At 40.3% G+C, this 18,432-nt stretch carries 16 protein-coding genes and 2 pseudogenes; 4 read left to right on the top strand and 14 right to left on the bottom strand.

Going from position 1 to position 18,432, the window contains the following annotated elements:
- Positions 1-10 precede the first annotated feature (10 nt).
- The 6 genes from ACH0CI_RS05140 to ACH0CI_RS05115 form a co-directional block, all read right to left on the bottom strand.
- On the bottom strand, positions 11-1,432 hold the full coding sequence (locus ACH0CI_RS05140; protein ID WP_406900962.1) for a glycosyltransferase family 2 protein: 1,422 nt from the start codon (positions 1,430-1,432) through the stop codon (positions 11-13).
- Positions 1,433-1,476: 44 nt separating this feature from the next.
- On the bottom strand, positions 1,477-2,700 hold the full coding sequence (locus tag ACH0CI_RS05135; RefSeq protein ID WP_406900961.1) for a nucleotide sugar dehydrogenase: 1,224 nt from the start codon (positions 2,698-2,700) through the stop codon (positions 1,477-1,479).
- Positions 2,693-4,219: a glycosyltransferase family 2 protein gene (locus tag ACH0CI_RS05130; RefSeq protein WP_406900959.1), complete on the bottom strand. Its 1,527-nt coding sequence runs from the start codon at positions 4,217-4,219 to the stop codon at positions 2,693-2,695. The genes ACH0CI_RS05135 and ACH0CI_RS05130 overlap by 8 nt, the downstream gene beginning before the upstream one ends.
- A 2-nt stretch (positions 4,220-4,221) precedes the next feature.
- Positions 4,222-4,422, bottom strand: a complete 201-nt coding sequence (locus ACH0CI_RS05125; protein WP_033579930.1) for a hypothetical protein — start codon at positions 4,420-4,422, stop codon at positions 4,222-4,224.
- Between the two features lie 18 nt (positions 4,423-4,440).
- A complete protein-coding gene (locus ACH0CI_RS05120; protein WP_335706765.1) occupies positions 4,441-4,788 on the bottom strand; it encodes a DUF2642 domain-containing protein in 348 nt (115 codons plus the stop codon).
- A gap of 258 nt (positions 4,789-5,046) precedes the next feature.
- Entirely contained in the window at positions 5,047-5,721 is a 675-nt protein-coding gene (locus tag ACH0CI_RS05115; protein WP_033579928.1) for a C40 family peptidase, read from the bottom strand.
- A gap of 185 nt (positions 5,722-5,906) precedes the next feature.
- Between ACH0CI_RS05115 and ACH0CI_RS05110 the strand changes: the two genes are divergently transcribed.
- Positions 5,907-7,196 carry a protoglobin domain-containing protein gene (locus ACH0CI_RS05110; RefSeq protein WP_335706764.1) on the top strand — a complete coding sequence of 430 codons (1,290 nt, stop codon included), beginning with the start codon at positions 5,907-5,909 and terminating at the stop codon, positions 7,194-7,196.
- 40 nt (positions 7,197-7,236) lie between these two features.
- Here the strand turns inward: ACH0CI_RS05110 and ACH0CI_RS05105 are convergent, their stop codons facing one another.
- The 3 genes and pseudogenes from ACH0CI_RS05105 to ACH0CI_RS05095 all read right to left on the bottom strand — a co-directional run.
- Positions 7,237-7,767 carry an HTH-type transcriptional regulator Hpr gene (locus ACH0CI_RS05105; protein ID WP_335706763.1) on the bottom strand — a complete coding sequence of 177 codons (531 nt, stop codon included), beginning with the start codon at positions 7,765-7,767 and terminating at the stop codon, positions 7,237-7,239.
- Between the two features lie 196 nt (positions 7,768-7,963).
- Positions 7,964-8,299, bottom strand: a pseudogene (locus ACH0CI_RS05100) (RsiV family protein); the annotation flags it as partial.
- 22 nt (positions 8,300-8,321) lie between these two features.
- A pseudogene (locus ACH0CI_RS05095) lies at positions 8,322-8,450 on the bottom strand (RNA polymerase subunit sigma-70); the annotation flags it as partial.
- Positions 8,451-8,608: 158 nt separating this feature from the next.
- Between ACH0CI_RS05095 and ACH0CI_RS05090 the strand changes: the two are divergent.
- Positions 8,609-10,018: a polysaccharide deacetylase family protein gene (locus ACH0CI_RS05090; protein WP_335706762.1), complete on the top strand. Its 1,410-nt coding sequence runs from the start codon at positions 8,609-8,611 to the stop codon at positions 10,016-10,018.
- A gap of 28 nt (positions 10,019-10,046) precedes the next feature.
- On the opposite strand, the gene ACH0CI_RS05085 is transcribed toward ACH0CI_RS05090, so the two are convergent.
- The 3 genes from ACH0CI_RS05085 to ACH0CI_RS05075 are packed head-to-tail and all read right to left on the bottom strand — an operon-like array spanning position 10,047 to position 14,021.
- Entirely contained in the window at positions 10,047-11,162 is a 1,116-nt protein-coding gene (locus ACH0CI_RS05085) for a GerAB/ArcD/ProY family transporter (RefSeq protein ID WP_165636149.1), read from the bottom strand.
- 17 nt (positions 11,163-11,179) lie between these two features.
- Entirely contained in the window at positions 11,180-12,409 is a 1,230-nt protein-coding gene (locus tag ACH0CI_RS05080; RefSeq protein ID WP_406900957.1) for a Ger(x)C family spore germination protein, read from the bottom strand.
- Positions 12,399-14,021: a spore germination protein gene (locus ACH0CI_RS05075; protein WP_335706760.1), complete on the bottom strand. Its 1,623-nt coding sequence runs from the start codon at positions 14,019-14,021 to the stop codon at positions 12,399-12,401. Before ACH0CI_RS05075 ends, ACH0CI_RS05080 begins: the two co-directional genes overlap by 11 nt.
- Before the next feature lie 157 nt (positions 14,022-14,178).
- Here ACH0CI_RS05075 and ACH0CI_RS05070 point away from each other — a divergent pair, with 157 nt between their 5' ends.
- Positions 14,179-14,421, top strand: a complete 243-nt coding sequence (locus tag ACH0CI_RS05070; protein ID WP_406900956.1) for a YczF family membrane protein — start codon at positions 14,179-14,181, stop codon at positions 14,419-14,421.
- Between the two features lie 157 nt (positions 14,422-14,578).
- Entirely contained in the window at positions 14,579-15,751 is a 1,173-nt protein-coding gene (locus ACH0CI_RS05065) for a hypothetical protein (protein ID WP_406900955.1), read from the top strand.
- 50 nt (positions 15,752-15,801) lie between these two features.
- On the opposite strand, the gene ACH0CI_RS05060 is transcribed toward ACH0CI_RS05065, so the two are convergent.
- Complete coding sequence (locus ACH0CI_RS05060) at positions 15,802-17,235, bottom strand: amino acid permease (protein WP_043978423.1); 1,434 nt, start codon at positions 17,233-17,235, stop codon at positions 15,802-15,804.
- Between the two features lie 231 nt (positions 17,236-17,466).
- Positions 17,467-18,366, bottom strand: a complete 900-nt coding sequence (gene rocF / locus ACH0CI_RS05055; protein ID WP_034270538.1) for an arginase — start codon at positions 18,364-18,366, stop codon at positions 17,467-17,469.
- Positions 18,367-18,432 lie beyond the last annotated feature (66 nt).

Below are 18,432 nucleotides of genomic sequence, written 5' to 3'. Positions count from 1 at the left end.
TACTCCCTGCTCAGTCACGCTGAAGATAAGAGAGAAAAGCAAAAATATGATCGTGAACAATGAGTTCTGCCGTAGGAGAATGGTTCTTCAATGATAAGTGTTCAGAATATCGAAACCGATTGAATTTATTTACGTCAACATGATGAACGGCCTGCACATGAAAATTTTCTATTATTGCTTTTACTTGAGCAAAAGGCGGCATCACAAGAGATTCAGCTCCAATTTTTTGCAGGCACTCTCTGCTTATGGCATGAGGAACAGCTGTCATCGAGCTCATTAATAAATCTTTTCTTCCTACTGTCTCATTTAACACGTACTTCCACCCCTGCACAACATGCGTGAGCTTGGCTTCATCTTCACATACGTTTAAAGCTACATCAACACCGCTCGCTACCGCTGAAGCAAATGGATACAACTCTTGAGCTGAAAGAACAAAATCCCCGTCTATAAAGAGAAGAATATCTCCCGTTGCTGCAAGGGCCCCCGCAGCTCTTCCGCAATCATGCCCTAACCGCTCATCGTAGACGAGGGTTTTCACACCCTGTTCTTTGACATACGCCTCGGACTGATCAGTAGAACCATTAATCACGACAATGATTTCTAATGGCTCAAGTTTTCTTGCTTCTGCAATCACTTGTTTGATTGTTCCTTCTTCGTTGCAAACCGGAACAATAACAGACAGCTGTTTGCCTCCATAAAAAGAAGATAATTTCCCCCAGCCGTGCTCCACAACTGGAAGAGGCTGTGCGAGCATATCCACTCGCCTTTTACGATTTGACGCAAGCGTATAGTATGTTTGAAGAAGCTGCTGGTAGGATTGAATTCGTTCTCTGCTACGCAGCGGGCGATCAAACGGACGAAAGCTTCCCTTTCCCTGCGTTTCAACCGTAATATGCGAGCTTACACGATACTGTGTTAAGAGCGTCACAAATAAAGAAAGAGGCGGCAACTCCCAGTGGTTCTTTAATACGCTTACTAGCACACCGTAAGGCGCTTTTAAACAAGCGTTTGCACGATGAGGCTTTCCAAGTGCATGATGCAAAACCGTACTCCACGTAAGCTCGCTGCGGTTAAAAGTATTCATCTTTGTTTTTTCCCACTTGTTTAGCACCACATCGCTATGCCCAAATAACAGCGCCTGCACAAAACGCTCAATCTCAGAAGACGAAAGGATAATGTCTCCGTCTACAAATAAGACGGCATCTCCTTTAGCAGCCTTTGCCCCTTCCATTCTCGCTTCATGTGGAGACATACGCTTTTCTATTACTTTTACCGTGCACCCTTCTTCTTTCGCTATTTTAACTGAAGCATCGGTACAGCCGTTTGCAACTATGATAATCTCAAGCACGTTCACTTTTTTAATTTGTTTAAGCACGCTTTTTAGCGTTTCTTCTTCATTGTAAACGGGCAGCACGACAGAAAGAGTTTTCATTGATATCACCCCTAAAGAAAGAACCACTGAACAATTCAGCGGCTTCATTTGTTTAAAATACCTCTTGTATCGACAACTTTTTTTGCGTATTTTACAATCGACCAATCGATTTGACTGTGGTCGGTTAACACAAGTACAACATCGCTTTTTTTAACTTCTTCTTTTGTCAGCGGGACAGAGAAATACGTTTGCTTATTTAATATAGCGGAGTCAATGTAAGGGTCATGATACGTCAGCTCATATCCTTTTGCTAAAAGACCTTCACATACCGTCAGCGCCGGCGATTCACGCATATCATTTACGTCTTTTTTATACGCGATGCCTACAACAAACACGCGTTTCTCATTTGCTGCGAGCTGCTTTTCAACACGTCTAATTACTTTATTTGGCATTTCTTCATTAATATAATGAGCAGCTTCAATAAGTTCGCTCGTTAACCCATTTTGCTTTAGTTTCCATAAAAAATAAAGCGGATCAACGGGTATGCAGTGCCCTCCAATTCCGGGTCCTGGATAATACGGTGTGAACCCAAACGGCTTAGTAGATGCCGCCTGTAAGACCTCATGAAAATCAATCCCTAATTCCTCGCATAGTTCATTTGTTTCATTCACCAACGAAATATTGACAAGGCGCTGAATGTTTTCAAACAGCTTGCACATTTCCGCTACTTTTGGAGAAGAAACAGGCACCACCTGCTGAAAAATACTTTCATAAAACGTCTGCACGTGATAAAGGCAGTCTTTGCTGTAGCCGCTAATCACTTTTGGAATATGCTCAATATCGTATGATTTGTTTGCCGGATCAACTCGTTCTGGAGAATAAGCTAGATAAAAATCTTTACCTGCCTGTAAGTTGGAATCTTTCAGAATAGGCAAAACGACTTCTTCAAGCGTGCCTGGGTAAGTAGAGCTTTCATAAATAACGGTTTGCCCTTTTACCATATGTTCTTTCAAAAATTTAGATGCGCTAATGACTGGTCCTAGATCGGGGTTATGATTTTCTGTAATAGGAGTTGGCACAGTCACAACTACATAATCGCATGCTTGAAATGCGGAAATACCTTTTTTCAATTCATATGCTTGAAAGTTTTTCTGGGTTTGAATCACATCATTACGTACATCTGGAATATAGCTTTTCCCTTGTTTTAGCGCCTCAATTTTTCGTGCGTCAATATCAAGACCAACGACGCTATAGTTTTTCTTTGCAAATAAAAGAGCAAGCGGCAATCCAACATAGCCAAGACCAATAACAGCAACTTTTTTATTCATTCTTCAACACCTCAAACAAGATATCATGTCTTCGTATGTCCGGAAGAAACTCGCCTCTTTCACTTGTTTGGCTAATATAGTATGCAAGGGCCTCAACGTAATCTCCTAGAATACGCTGCGTTGATGCCGCCAAACCTTTGACTTTCATGTGCTCCTTTCGAACCCGGTTCGTTCGCGCCACATCAACAAAATGAACGGGCTGAACCATAAAGCCGTACATAATACTTTTTAATTGAAATAAAGGTGGAATAATAAGAGATTCGTAGCCAACCTTCTCCATTACATCCCGTTTAATTGCATGCGGAATCGCCGTCGTTGTATTGATTGTCAAATCAGGACGTTTACAAATGATATTAAGAAAATATTTCGCCGCACTTACAGAGTGAATAGGATGCACTTCATCCAGCAAACACTCTAAATTATTAAGCGCTACATCAATGCCTTGGTCAGCTGCTTCTAAATACCGTCGTAAATCTTCTGCGGAAATCACAATGTCTCCATCTATGAACAAGCAAATCTCACCACTGCTGTACATCGCACCAATTGCTCGAGGGACGTTATGCCCAAGTCGCTGTTTGTAATGAAGAACAGTAGCACCCGCTTCAATTGCTCGTTTAACCGTCACTTCATCGGCTCCGTTGGCAACCACGATGATTTCTTCCACTCCTGCTTTTTTCACTTCTTGGATCACGCTTGCAATCGTTTCTTTTTCTTCACCTACTGGAATAACGGCGCTGTACTTAACGCCTGTTTTCCGTTTCACATTCGGTGTATAAGCCGAAACAACTTCCCGGTTTCGATCGCCGTCTGTTAGTCCGCCTCTTATTCCTTTTTCTTCAATAAGATGAGCTAACGCTTTAATGTGATCTCCAATGATATAGTTAGTGGAAATAGGAAAAGGGGAATTGGTAGGAATGGTTTTATGAGTGTTTCGAATCTTGTTTGTATAAATAACGTCTGAAGAACATGGTGCAACAATTGACATTCCTTTTAAAAGAGCAATCGTATGAGCGAGGGGCGGATGAGCTAAATTCTCGTATCCGATTTTAGCTGCTGATGTTTTTTTGATGGCATGAGGAATGGCTGTTAAGGCTTGAACAGATAAATCTTCACGCTGTAAGCACAAGTTCAGCATATATTTGGCAATAGAAACAGGATGAGGACGCACCTTTCGTTTCATAATCCATGTAAGATTATTTAAAGCGATATCATGACCGGTTTCTATAGCTTGCGTATATTTCATCAGCTCCTCATGAGGAACCGCTATATCTCCGTCCAAAAAAAGCAAAATATCTCCTTTTGCTTTTTTAGCCCCAATGGCTCTTCCAATATTAATACCAAGAGCTTCTTCATAATAAACAACGCGGCATCCTGCATCCTCGGCTATTTCCTTTGTTGTATCACTGGATCCATTTACGACGACAATAATCTCAAACGGCTTCATTTTTTGAACTTCTTTAATGACAGGTAACAAAGAATCGGCCTCGTTACAGGCTGGAATAATCACTGATACTTTCAAACTCACTCAACTCCGCTAAAAATTCGAACATACGTAATGGATACTAGTGGAATGGTTACATCCGTTGGCTCACCATATGAGCTTGATGTACGTACAACAGCCGCTGCGTCCGTAACAGCAAGAAGTGTTCCATTAATAACGTCAATAGCTGTGATGATTTGCACAAATGAACCCACATTTTCTCTTAATGCATCTTGAAACATACTTTTCTCTCCTTTCGTTTAAGCACTTTGAATGATGACGATGCTTGTAAATGGCAGTAATACCGTTGATGTGGAAGACTCTATCAATTCTAAATAGTTATCCCCAACAAACGTCACGACGCCCTCAAGCGGACCAGCCGTTGTTTCAATTACAACTTCTTGTCCTATATACTGCTTGGCAATTTCTTTAAAAGGTGATTCTTGAGCTTCTTTAATAATACTGATCACATATTCTTTAAACGTGTCGGAATAAACAACGTCTTCTACTGCTTTTTTTGTGTTTTCCTGAATAAATTCAGCAAATCGATTTGAAAACAACAGGTGCTTTATCTTTTCTACATAGCGACGGTAACAACAAAAAAACATAAATTTTGTTCCTCCTTTTTATGCTGCTATCCCTTCAAATTACCTATAACCATTGACGTAACTTAAGAGATTACTTTACCAATATATACAAGCTTTATCAGAAAGGTGACAGAACTTTTATCACGTTTTTATACAAATACGCACATGACCAGCCCGTTTTGCATAGGATTATTTCCTACTTCCTCCTACCTACTGAAACCCAAACAAAAAAAGACAAAGCTCCTAAGCTTTGTCTTTTCTTATCTATTAAATGAAGAATCAGTTGACTGCAATACGCTTTGCTCCTATATAGCGCTCTTTCCAATAGCTTGAATTTTTATCGCTAATTGTAACGCCTTTAGAAGACGATGCGTTAATAAACTGTCCGTCTCCAAGATAAATGCCTGCATGAGAAGGACCTTCTTTGTATGTTTCAAAGAAAACAAGATCTCCTACCTGCGGTTCACTTACATTTTCACCTGCTTTATAGATATCTTCAACCGTTCTTGGAATATCAACGCCTACGCTTTCTTTATATACATACTGAAGATATCCGCTGCAGTCAAATCCCGAAGGTGTGGTGCCGCCCCATTTGTACGGCGTGCCCATTAAGGATTTTGCTTTGCTGATTACTTTATCCGTATTCACTTCTGATTCGCCTTCTACAACGCCGCCTTTACCTAATGCATTGTATGTATTCTCTCCAACAATTCCATCTGCTTCTAAGTTATGTTTCTCCTGAAAAGCCATAACCGCTTTCTTTGTTTCATAATTAAAATAACGCGATACTTCGCCTTTTAAAAATCCTTTATCTTTTAACACCGTTTTAACTTGTTCAACATCATCATTTGTCATCCCTTGTTTTAAAACCGTGTCGCCAAACGCAGCATGTCCCATTGCCGGACTTGCAAATAAAGCTCCTCCTACAAGAAGCGCCGATAGCATTTTTTTCATTTCGTTTCCTCCCCGAATCATGTTTTAAGCACCGTACAACCATACCATCTGTGGATAACAATTCAATTAATAGAAGATAACAATTTGATAACAATCTTCTTAAACAGCCTCAACTCTTGGATGTAAAACGCCGAAATATAAGAAGAAGAGAAACACAACTATTCTAGCAAATAAAGGTGATAAACATGAATTGGTTTAAACGAAACAACATGCCCGCCGAAGCCGCGGCTGTCGAATCCATCACTGTAAAGCTTCATGTATCGGACCCGATGATAAAAAAGCAGATTAACATGATTTCCTTAACAGCAGAGGATCTCGAACGGATTGCCAGATTTCAAGTTCACGCGCTGAACGCCATCGAAGAAATCGTGAATGATTTTTATAAAGCTATTGGCGAACAGGCTCATTTGGTTGCGATTATCGAAAAGCACAGCAGCGTCCATGCATTAAAACAAACGTTAAAACAGCACATCTTAGAAATGTTTGATGGACAAATAGACGACGCTTTTGTGGTAAAGCGTCAAAAAATTTCCAAGATGCACGTTAAAATTGGACTTGAGCCAAACTGGTATTTGTGCGCATTTCAAAATTTATTTACGTCGCTTCTTTCAGTATGTGAACGTACGATGGAATCAAAAGAAGAATGTCTAGCTTTTATCGCAAGTATGACCAAGCTTATTAGTCTAGAACAGCAAATTGTGTTAAAAGCCTATGAGCTTGAATATGACGAGCAGCGCGCTGGACTTCAGACTCAAAAAGAGAAAATTCAGCTAGAAATCTCTCGTACATCATCTATCCTTTCTTCGTTATCTGAAGAAACGAAGAACTTTATGAATCAAATGCACAATCAGTCTTCTGACGTCGTTTCTTATGCAAACAAAAGCTCCCAATTGGCAGAAGTCATTGAGAAAGAATCCGTTACGAGTCAAGCAAAATTAAAAGAAGAACAAAACATGCTTGGAAGCATACAAAAAAATACGTCGCTCATTCAAAACAAAATGAAAACGCTCGAACATACATCACAGCAAATTCATCAAATCGTTTCGATTGTTACTTCTATTGCGGAGCAAACGAATTTATTAGCATTAAACGCTTCGATTGAGTCTGCTCGAGCAGGTGAGCATGGAAAAGGATTTGCAGTGGTGGCACAGGAAGTACGGAAGCTTGCAGAAGAAACGAAGAAATCGATTTCTAATATTTCTACTTTTATCGGAGACATTCAAAAACAAATCGAAAGCGTCTCGGCGTTAGGTGGAGAAGTCGCCACATTAACAAAAGATACGGCTGACAATATGAACAACATTACTTCTTTTTTCACGAACGTCCTTAGCATAACAACCGAGAACAAACAGCAAACCGTTCTAACAAAAAAAGAGCTTGATAAAATCGCTGACGCAATGAAGCAGCTATCTCTGCGGATTGAGAAGATGGCCCATTCCTCAGAAGAACTTGAACGGTTAACTGAAAAAAGTTGATATGCAAAAAAGCCTTCTCAGCTTGCACAAGAAGGCTTTTTTATTTTTTCAAGCTAGCGGGCTCTTGAGAAGAACGTTCGATAAACTGGACAAAATCCTTTCCGTATATGCTTCGAATCAGAGCCGTCAGCTCAACAAAGTCAGGCAGCTCTCCGTAAACATCTCGCAGCGGCATCGCTCCTTGAAACAAAGGATTTTCAAGAGGATTATAATCCTCGATCGTTTTTAAAAACATCTTTTTTCCTTCTTCTGTGAGCTGTACGTATGTATTCCGCTTATCTTTCTCATTTTTAGAAAGGGTAAGATATCCCCGCAGGTGCAATTTTTTTGCAAAGTTAAAAGCTGTGGATAAATGCATAACGCCTAGCTTTGAAATGTCGGTCATTGACGCAATTTCCAGCTGATAAGCAATCCCCAAAATGTGATGCTCATTAATGCTCAGATCGTACGGCTTAACCCACTGTTCCCAATCCTTTTCAGTAGACTTCCAAAGAGCTTTGCTTACTTGCATCACAAGCTGATTAAACAGCATGGCATCTTTAATCGTATCTTGATTTAACGTGCGTTTCACCTCTTCACTTCCTCTCTAGAAATGCAGCCGTTCACATCATTTTTCCCTAAGACTTTATAAATAAAAAGAATGAAAATATATACAGAATATTATACATGATTGCTTATATATTTCAACTTATTTTGCATAAAAATAAATTTAAACGTTTCTTTATGTAAAAAAACAGGCGTGAACGCTGAACGTTCACGCCTGTTTTTTAATGAATATACCGTTTACCAACTAGAAGGTTTGAAATAACGCCCGTTGGAATTTCAAACTCAATGTTTCCCATATATCCTGGAGCGACTTTGTATTTATCAAATACAATTCTAAGCTTGTGATCTTTTGTAATATAGAAGCTTTGATTTTCAGAAATCTCTTTAAAAGGATCCCTATCTTCTTCCGTCAGCCAGTAGATTTTGCCTTCTTCATGCTTCATTTGATCTTTCATTTGCTGTTTAATATTTTCACTAATGACCTTTATATAGCGTTTATCTTTGAACAAACTTGGAAGCGTAACGAGCACTTCGTGTTTTTTATCAATCGTGTCGTACTGATTAACGCTCGACGTTGTTAATCGATTCTTGCACAATATCAAGCGCATCTTCTTGATTTTTTACATAGCTAAAAGCAAGCCGGTAAAAATCCGCTTTATGCTCGGTTATGCACGCTACGAGCATCTGATGTGCATCATGTTTTTTCATTGTCTTTCATACCCCTTCTATTTTCTCTTGCTGAAGTACATCTATAAGGTAGACGGAATGAGTAGAAAAATAGTTTGGTTTTTTAAAAAAAAGTAAAACTAAATGATGGTCTCATGCGTCTATTAGGTAGATATATACAAAAAGGGGAATATTACTACATGAAAACCATGGGCTACAAACGTATTTTGACACTGCTTGGATGCTGTATTTTGTTTCTTGGTACAGCAGGGTATATCGTCAAAGCAAACAGTACAGAGAAAAAAACGGCAAGTATTCAAACAGATCAAACCTATCCAAACGTTGAAATTCAAACGCTAGTTAAGGACCTTACCGACGGAGGCTATGCCATTAGTTACCCTTCCTTTGGTAAAAAAGAAATCGATCAATCCATTCAAGCTTACGTAACAGATCAAGTGGCACACTATGAAAAAAAGCTGAAGAAGCAGTCAAAAAAGAAAAAATCTGAATTAACGATTACATATAAAATCGTCCATTACAGCAAGCAAACGCTAAGCGTTATCTTTGATGAATATGAATCTATAAATGGAGAGAAAGGAACGTCTTCTCTCAAAACCTTTACATTTGACCTGCCTGCTCAAAAACAAATGACGTTAAAAGATTTATTTAACGAGAATGCAAACTATTTAGATCGCCTTTCGGCTATTTCATATGCTGAATTAAAAAAACAAATGAAAAAAGCTGATTTTGACCCGAGCCTTCAAAAAGGAACTCAGGCAGCCAATCAAAATTTCAGTCAGTTTGCGCTGCTTGAAAACAGTATTGTGATCTACTTTAAGCCTTATCAGCTAGGTGCTGAACAAACGAAAACCAAAACAATCGCTATCCAAAAAGATTTATTTAAAGACATGCTGAGTGATGCTTACAAAGACGAAGCAGCAAATAAAAATAAAGTCAAAGAAACGCCTCCAAAACATATCGTTAACGAAATACCGCAGCAAGGAGCGCCTATTGATCCAACTAAAAAAGTCGTTGCGATGACCTTTGATGATGGACCTAACCCTGCATCTACCAATGTGATTTTAGATGGATTAAAAGAAGTGAACGGACACGCTACCTTTTTTGTGTTAGGAAGCCGCGTTCAATATTATCCTGAAACAATCGAACGTATGGTGAAGGAAGGCAACGAAGTCGGAAATCACTCTTGGGACCACCCTCAGCTCACACGTTTAAATGAAGCGCAGGTCAAACACCAAATAGGCGATACCCAAGCGCTTATTAAACAAGTGAGCGGCTATGAACCAATGCATGTACGTCCTCCTTATGGAGCTGTGAACGCAAATGTAAGACGTTATGTCGGAAATGTTGGCGTGACTCTATGGGATATCGATCCTGAAGACTGGAAATATCGAAACGTTCCTCACTCCGTTCAAGCAGTTATGAGCCAAGTCGGAGACGGAAAAGTTATTTTAATGCATGATATTTACCAAACAAGTGCCGAAGCAGCAGTTGAAATTATGAAGCAGCTTCACGCACAAGGATATCAGCTTGTTACGATTTCACAGCTAGAACAAGTAAAAAAAGAGCGGGAACAGCTGCACTTGCAGTAGAGAATCGCAGACGAATGCGCTGCAGCCATTAGGATGGCTGCAGCGCTTTTGTTTTTTTTATGCGATGTTTAATAAAGGCTATACAGAGCAGCGTAAGCGGAATCACTACGTGAAAAGGGATAAAAAGTAGCACCGGCATAATCGTTAAGCCTTCTTTTAAATGCTCTTGAAAATTACTTGCAATCGTCAGAGAAAAAAATAAAATCACCGTGCCAACAGGATATGTCAGCGCAGAAGGGCGTTTTACCTTAAACAGCGTGGAAAGCCCCACAATTACCGCGTAAAAAAAGACGCTGATTTTAACAAACCCTCCAATGACTAACGCAATCATAAAAAACACGTCTAGCCGCTCTAAAAAATCAGCTACTCTAATGCTCTCTACCGTACTTAAAAGCGGAAAGACCGACCTGTTAGTCAACCCTATCCCTAATACACTCACGTTGATCGCCATTGTAATTGCTAAATTGATACCGCTTAACACAATGCCGCAAAGGCCTACAAGCTTTACTTTTTTAGGATCTTTTACGTATGGAAAAATCATCGTAAACACAACAGCTTCTCCGTACGGAATATACAGAGTCTGAGTGGCGACTGTTTTTAAAACCGGCCAAATCCCATCTCCAAGTATCGGTTTTAAAGAAGTAAAATCAATTAATCCTGAAACAAAAATAAGCACAAATCCTGCTACAGCCAAGATATACATCAAAATAAACATGAGCTCTCCTGCCCGAGCCACTACTTCAAGTCCTTTGTGCACGGTATAAATAATCAACAGCATCAGCATCGCGTTCACGACAAACAAAGGGCTGTCGGGGTAGCCAAATGTCAGCAGCATTTCTCCAAAATCACGAAGTACGCGAGCGGCAGCATATGAAAAATGAAGCAAATATAAAAAAGCAAGTGCAGATCCCAAGACTTTCCCTAGCAGCTTTTGCATGTATTCTGTCGGCAGCATATTAGGATAGTAGCTATACAGCCGGTAGTAAATGAGGTAAAGCAATAAGCTCCCAAACATACCGAGTAAAATAGCAAGCCAGGCGTCTTGTTTTGCATCCATTGCAAGCGGAATGAGCAATGCGCTTCCATGTTCAAAAAGGACAATTAAAATAAAAAACTGCACAGAGCTAATTTTCACTTTTTCCACTCATTGCTCCCTCCTGTTTACTGGCGTTGTTTTACCGCATCAGACATAAACGACTTGTTTCGCAAGCCTGCTCGTCTTACATACGCTTCTACTTTCACATCCATCTCCACTTCAGGAAAATACACATCGCTCCACTCATGCTGAAGCCTTTTCCACTGCCTCGGATAATTTTCGTGCACGACTTCTCCAAATCCCACAACGTCCGTCTGTTTTTTTTGAACAAAAGCAAACGCTTCTTTTATTTCGTTTTCAATCGCTGCTTCTATTTTTTTTTCAATATCAAGAATCACAAATGGATTTTTAATATCTACAGGTACTTCCATTTCACCAATATCTCCTTCTACTCTAGTTCGTACAATCATCTTTGGTTTGCCGTTTACCATGTTTGCACTCACGTTTGTTCGCTGACGGACGACTTGATAAGCAATAGCTTTCTTTTTATCTTCCCACGAAATATTCACATCTGTTCCCTGCACTTTATCCCGCAGCCACATCACGCCTCGCGCTTTCTTTCCATATAAAAATGTAATCAACTTCCCATCTTTAAACATGCCGAGTCCTTCTGCACGAAGAGTCGATTCAGGAGCAGTTTGCTGAAGATTTTGCAGCGTTTGGGCTTTTTGAGCGCTACCTCTTATTCCAAACCCTGACATCAGCGCTTGACTTCCCGGGGATTCAAGGTTTTTCATAACTTCTTGAGCCGATACTTTCATATGTTCTCCCCACTTTTGTTCGGTGAGCTCCAGCGTTTTAAGGACTTTATTAGCTGGAATTTTATCAATTGGCGTAAGAGATTTTACAAAACTGGAAGCTTTTACGCCGTTTGCAATGACCATATCGGATGTAATTCGAAATTCCGGATCTCGGTCAATAGCATCAATAATAACATCAATGCCCTCCGTTCTCGCTAGGCTTTCACCGATAACAATTAAGTTTGTATGAGCGTAGTACAGTCTTCTTGATACCGTGCTCGATGCTCTTCTGCTTGCTTCCACTAAGTTTGCGCCTTTTGCTCCGTATACGGAAACAGACGGACTTTGGGTACCACCCCCACCGCCTTGAAGACCGCCGGCTACGTTACCTGGATTAATAATTTGGAGCGTGATTTGATACTGACCATCTTTTGTTTTATCAATTCCCATAGCTGCGACAATCGCTAAATCGGTTAATTCCTTACTGCTCCAGCAGCTTGAAAGGATGCAAATCGAAAATGCCATAGCTGTACATAAAAGCCCTTTACGCATCACTTTGATCGCCTTCTTCCACCGTAGTGTTTGCCATTCCCCGGCTTTTAGGAGGCATTGGCTGCTGGTTGTCTCCTTCTCTCACCGTATTTCCACTACTAATGAGCCTTGGTCTTTGTCTAAGCGTCCACCACGGCATGCGAACAATGGTATCACCTGAATTGCTCGGAATAAATGGAGCAAGAGGCGTCATGTATGGAACACCGAATGAACGAAGACTGCAGAGATGAACAATCATCATTAAAAAGCACAGGATAATGCCATAAAACCCGAAAGTAGCCGCTGCAATCATAAAAACAAAGCGAATGAGCCGAGCAGAAATCGCAATGGCAAATGAAGGCGTCGCAAAGCTTGCAATCGCCGTCATCGCTACAACAATAACCATCGCTGGGGATACAATCCCCGCTTGAACCGATGCTTGCCCAATCACGAGCGCTCCTACAATTGAAACTGCAGAACCGATCGCCCTTGGAAGTCGAATACCAGCTTCTCGCAAAATTTCAAATGTGACTTCCATGATGAGCGCTTCAACCAAGGAAGGAAACGGAACATCTTCCCGCTGTGCAGCAATGGCGATGAGCAGCTTCGTCGGAACCATTTCTTGATGAAAAGTTGTGATCGCTACATACGTAGCCGGTGCAATCAGTGAAATAAAAAAAATAAGAATGCGTAAAAAACGAATCGACGTGGCAATATCAAAGCGCGAATAATAATCTTCAGGAGACTGAAAAAACTGAATGAAGACAGCAGGTGCAATCAGCACGAATGGCGTTCCGTCTACAAAAATCGCAATACGCCCTTCTAAGAGATTTCCTGCAACGATATCGGGACGCTCCGTGTGATACATTGTAGGAAAAGTAGTGTACGTTTGGTCTTCAATAAGCTGCTCTACATAGCCTGATTCTAAAATGCTATCGATATTAATTTGGTTAAGACGCTGCTTTACTTCTTTTACGATTTTGTCATTGGCAATCCCATTAATGTACATCATTGAAACGTCTGTCTGCGTTACTTTCCCAATCTTCATCGTTTCTACCCATAAGTCAGGCGATTTGATAATTCGCCTGACCATGGGCATGTTTTTAGCAATCGATTCCGTGAACCCTTCCTTAGAACCCCGAACGACAAGCTGTGTAGTCGGTTCTTGAATTGAACGCCACTCCCCGCCCTTCGTACCTGCACTCATCGCATGGTTGTTTCCATCTATCAAGATAAGCGTGTCTCCTGACATCAAGGCGGGAAACGCTTCACTCCACGTATGTAAAATCGCAATGTCTCCAATTCCTACTACATCTTCTTTTAATAACGTAAAAGCATTTTGAGGTGTTATTGGTTCAGAAAACACGTCATCTTTCATCATGGTGTCTACTAAAAGCTCTTGGATAGACTGATTGTCTACAATTCCGTCTATATAGATAACAGCGGCTTGAATGGCTGCCCTTTCCCCAATTTTTATATAGCGGATCACCATATCCGAGCTGTTCCCCGTTCGCTTTTTTATGTTAGCTATATTACCTTCAAGCGACTGCATCAGCAGTTCTTGTTCCTCTGGTAGCGAACCTTCTGTTTCCTTTTTATTGTCTTTGCTTTTTTTATTTTTAAATAAAGAAGGCACGATTAAAAACACCTTTCTTTTCTTTTTTTTAGCTTTTTCCAAATAAATGCTTTGTATACAATTTTTAATAGAGCAATCAAAGCGTAAGACCAAAAAAATAACAAAAACTATCAGTAGAATGTTTTTAAGAAAAAAATAAAAACGGAGAGTGAGACATATGAAAATCGTTTGGATATCAGCTTTACTGTTAGGATGCTTAATGGGATTTTCTATCAGCGTGGATATGATGCAAGGGTTTAGTTTTTCCATGGCCTTGCAAAATGCCTACAGTCCGTTTCGTGTTATGGAGTTTGCTGAACTATTTGTCCTTTTTTTCCTTTTGTTCTGTTTTGTAGTTGAAGTATTTTACCGCTCATTTAAAGTAAAAAAGCAAAAAAGCAGCAAAAATAAAACTCCGTAAAAAACACATATTTCTCCTTTTTACCACCTATTCTCCTTTCCATTTAAATGTTATAATTTTCATAATTGGAGAAACTTTTACACGCCTTTCTTCATGGAAAGCTGTACGCTTAAACTACAAAATAAATATTAACTTTGAACTAAAAGGTGAAGAAATGATGAAAAAAAAATTAGCCGTTATTAGTACAGCTTGCTTACTTATTCTTGCAAGTGACCCCATCTCTTCTTATGCTACTCCTGATTCCCCGGATTCCTCTTCCGATGTTGTGGACCAGTCAACGGACGTGGATACAACTGAAGATGTAAAAGCTATTTTTGACTCTCTCTATCAAGAAGGCTATTCGCTCGGAGAAGAAGATGGATACGCACAGAAAAAATTCGAGCAGTTCGATCAAACAACAGGACTGGACAAATCTTCTGAAGAATTCACGTGGTTTATGATGGGGTATACGGTAGGATATAAAAAAGGACAGCAGCAAAAAGAGGAAGAACTCAAGACTGAACAAGAAAATGAAATGGCTGCCGGCGAAGAGGAAGGCTATCAGCAAGGCGTCCTTGATTACAAACATGCTACTATTCAATCAGAAATCGACCCCTTCCCTTCTAAGTCATCCGACTGGAATAAAGGTTATGTTAAAGGCTACAAAAAAGCTATTTCTTTAATGGACCTATCTGTTAAAGCAAAAAAAGAAGGCTATGAACAAGGTCTTGAAAATGATTCGATGAGTGTTCCCAGCATGTATGATGATGAGGATGTCACACGTCAGGCTTTTACAGAAGGCTTTGAAACCGCTCAAGCCGAAGTACTGAATCAGCAAAAAAAGCAGTTTGAAAAGCAAGGCTACGTACAAGGCTATCACGACCTTCCACTCGAAGTACCTGCAGAAGCAGAGGGCGAATTGCAAACAGCCTTTGAACAAGGATATGAAAAAGGACAGAAACAAAAACAAAAAGACGTAAAAGCAGATGGATACGACTCAGCTTTCACTTATCAGACCTATAGAGCGCCTAAAAGTCTTCAGGACAAGCCTCAACTAGAAAAATGGTACAAAGCAGGTTTTTATTCGAATAAAGATGTGAAATCTTTACAGCAAAAAGCTTATAAAGACGGCTGGAAACTAGGAAAAGAAATGAGCGTTCCGAAAAAATACAAGCAAAATAAAGCTGCGGTGGCGATGTACAAGAAATATTTTGAACAAGGCCAAAAAAAGCAGGATAAAACAGTGAGTCATATCCTGCTCGGCAGCGGTATCGTTCTTACACTGCTTGCCCTTATCACGCTATGGAGACTTCGCCGTCGTAAAAATGAAGAGACAACACTAGATAGCTAAAGACAAGTACATAAAAAACCCGGAAAATCATGATTTTCCGGGTTTTTATGTTAAATAATCATTCGTTTATTTTCCGCAAGCTGAACTTCTTGCTCCTGTTTTGACTGATTTTGTTTTCGAATTTTCAAATAATAATAAACATAGCAGCCTATAAAGAAGATACCTCCGCAGTATAGCGCCATTCGCTGCTCAGGATCAAACGCAAGACTGATCATAACAATACAGTTCGTAATAAGCGCTACGATAGGCAGAACCGGATAAAGAGGTGTTCTAAATTTCAGATCTTCTACTTTTCCACCTTTAGCCACGTAGGCACGACGGAACGCAAGCAGTGAAGCTGTAATCGCAATCCAGCCAATTTGAGCGCCAAGTCCAGCGAGTGAAATCAGCCATACAAAAACGGTTTTAGCTGCCACTACGCTTGAAAGCAGCGAAAAACATGAAATCACAAGCGTAATTAATAGTGCATTAAACGGTACACCTCTTTTGTTGACTTTTCCAAGCGCAGGACTTGCCATTCCTTCTCTTGAAAGAGAATAAAGCATACGTGTAGCCGCGTAAAACCCAGAGTTTGCGACTGAAAGAAGAGCTGTTAAAATGATAAAGTTCATAATATCCGCCGCGTAAGGTACACCTACACTGTCTAACACAACAACAAACGGGCTTTCTACAACGCCTGCTTTTTCACGAGGAATCATGCTTGCTAAGACAAACACGGATAAGACGAAAAAGAAAAGCGTACGCCAAACCGTTTGTTTGATCGCTTTTGGAATTGTTTTTTCCGGATTTTCACTTTCTCCCGCCGCAATTCCAATCAATTCTGTTCCTTGAAACGAAAAGTTCACCGTAATCATTGTAATCAGTAAAGCCGTTACACCGTTTGGAAACAGCCCTTCGGCAAAGAAGTTTGATAGAAGCGGTGCTTCCTGTCCGCTTTTCATATCAATAAGTCCAAACATTGCCGCTCCGCCTACCACAATGAACATAATGATGGCGAAAATTTTAACGCTTGAAAACCAAAATTCTGTTTCACCAAATGCTTTGGCTGAAAGTGCATTTAGTGAAAAAATTAACGCTCCAAAAATGGCGCACCATAACCAAACGGGCGAGTCTGGGAACCATCTTTGCATTAATTGTCCGGCAGCTAAAAACTCAAGTGCCACCGTTACTGCCCATCCTAGCCAGTACAGCCATCCAATCGCAAAACCGGTTGCAGGGCCGATAAATTTAGTGGAGTACGTTTGAAACGATCCTGCAACTGGCATAGCAACGGATAATTCTCCAAGACACAGCATCGTTAGATACATAATGATCCCTCCTACTAAGTAGGAAATCATTGCTCCCATCGGACCTGCTTCATTGATGGTATAACCTGAACCAAGAAAAAAACCGGTACCAATACATCCCCCTAGTGATATCATAAAAAGATGCCTTGTTTTCATCGTTCTTTTTAATTCTCCTGGCTGTCCCTGTGGAATATTCATCCCATTTCCTCCCTTTGTTGCACAAAAAATGAAATCGCTTTCATTTTTTTAGGTTTATTTTGTTTTTATAGCCGCTTATTACGCAGCTCTTTCTGACTGAAGTCAATTGATGCCGGATGATTTTCAAATGGCGCCACCCCGGTAGCGAGGATGGCAGCCGCTTAGTCCTGTATGACCGTTTCTTGGATCATAACAGATTTTCTCCACACGATACCTGTAAGTAGCTTTTTCTTATAAAAGCTTATCGCCAAACAATGAACTCATTAACGCAACCGCTACTTCTGCAGTTTTGTTATGCTGATCTAAAATAGGGTTCACTTCTACAAATTCAGCGGATGTGACCATGTCTGCTTCCGCTAACATTTCCATTGCTAAATGACTTTCTCGGTAGCTGATGCCGCCTTTTACAGGTGTACCTACGCCTGGTGCATCATCTGGATCTAAGCCGTCTAAGTCTAGCGACAGGTGCACACCGTCTGTACCGCTTAAATAATCAATCGTTTCTTTCATCACTTGCGTCATACCTAAACGATCAATTTCATGCATGGTATACACTTTAATTCCTTTTTCTTTAATTAACTCTTTTTCACCATCATCCAACGAGCGTGCACCGATAATAACTAGATTTTCAGGTTTAATTTTTGGTGTATACCCTCCAATATTTAAAAGTACAGGATGTCCTATACCCAGGCTCACCGCTAACGGCATGCCGTGAATGTTGCCCGATGGAGATGTTTCAGCGGTGTTTAAATCACCATGAGCATCATACCAAATAACGCCTAAATTTTCTGAACCTTTCGCCACTCCTGCAAGCGTTCCAATTGCAATACTGTGATCTCCGCCTAATATTAACGGAAAGCGGTCTTGCTCTTTCACTTCTTCAACTCTTGCAGCAAGTTGTTCATTGCCACTCGCTACGGCCGCTAAGTTTTTTAGATTCGTATTTTTATCCACGTCTGCCCGTTCTTTAATCTCTACTTTAATATCGCCTTCATCATGTACGGTATAGCCAAGAGCTTCTAAGCGTGTATTCATGCCCGCATAGCGGATTGCGCTCGGCCCCATGTCTACGCCCCTTCTTGTTTGCCCGTAATCCATTGGTACACCGATAATTGAAATTTCTTTTTTCATTTTCTATACCTCCGTTGCATGTTAGTCTGTGTGAAGTAAACATAGGCGTTTATTTAACTATGTATT

It is taken from the genome of Priestia sp. 179-F W1.4 NHS, from assembly GCF_045369295.1.
In the GTDB taxonomy this organism is placed as follows: domain Bacteria; phylum Bacillota; class Bacilli; order Bacillales; family Bacillaceae_H; genus Priestia; species Priestia zanthoxyli.
The sequence above is the reverse complement of the archived record's forward strand: the minus strand, read 5'-3'. Positions and strand labels throughout refer to the sequence as shown.

Excerpts from the sequence above, each read along its gene's own strand:
- ACH0CI_RS05135 (WP_406900961.1), bottom strand. The coding sequence starts at position 2,700 with ATGAATAAAAAAGTTGCTGTTATTGGTCTTGGCTATGTTGGATTGCCG.
- ACH0CI_RS05140 (WP_406900962.1), bottom strand. The coding sequence starts at position 1,432 with ATGAAAACTCTTTCTGTCGTGCTGCCCGTTTACAATGAAGAAGAAACG.
- rocF (WP_034270538.1), bottom strand. The coding sequence starts at position 18,366 with ATGAAAAAAGAAATTTCAATTATCGGTGTACCAATGGATTACGGGCAA.
- ACH0CI_RS05065 (WP_406900955.1), top strand. The coding sequence starts at position 14,579 with ATGAAAAAAAAATTAGCCGTTATTAGTACAGCTTGCTTACTTATTCTT.
- ACH0CI_RS05115 (WP_033579928.1), bottom strand. The coding sequence starts at position 5,721 with ATGAAAAAAATGCTATCGGCGCTTCTTGTAGGAGGAGCTTTATTTGCA.
- ACH0CI_RS05090 (WP_335706762.1), top strand. The coding sequence starts at position 8,609 with ATGAAAACCATGGGCTACAAACGTATTTTGACACTGCTTGGATGCTGT.
- ACH0CI_RS05125 (WP_033579930.1), bottom strand. The coding sequence starts at position 4,422 with ATGTTTCAAGATGCATTAAGAGAAAATGTGGGTTCATTTGTGCAAATC.
- ACH0CI_RS05060 (WP_043978423.1), bottom strand. The coding sequence starts at position 17,235 with ATGAATATTCCACAGGGACAGCCAGGAGAATTAAAAAGAACGATGAAA.
- ACH0CI_RS05120 (WP_335706765.1), bottom strand. The coding sequence starts at position 4,788 with ATGTTTTTTTGTTGTTACCGTCGCTATGTAGAAAAGATAAAGCACCTG.
- ACH0CI_RS05070 (WP_406900956.1), top strand. The coding sequence starts at position 14,179 with ATGAAAATCGTTTGGATATCAGCTTTACTGTTAGGATGCTTAATGGGA.
- ACH0CI_RS05110 (WP_335706764.1), top strand. The coding sequence starts at position 5,907 with ATGAATTGGTTTAAACGAAACAACATGCCCGCCGAAGCCGCGGCTGTC.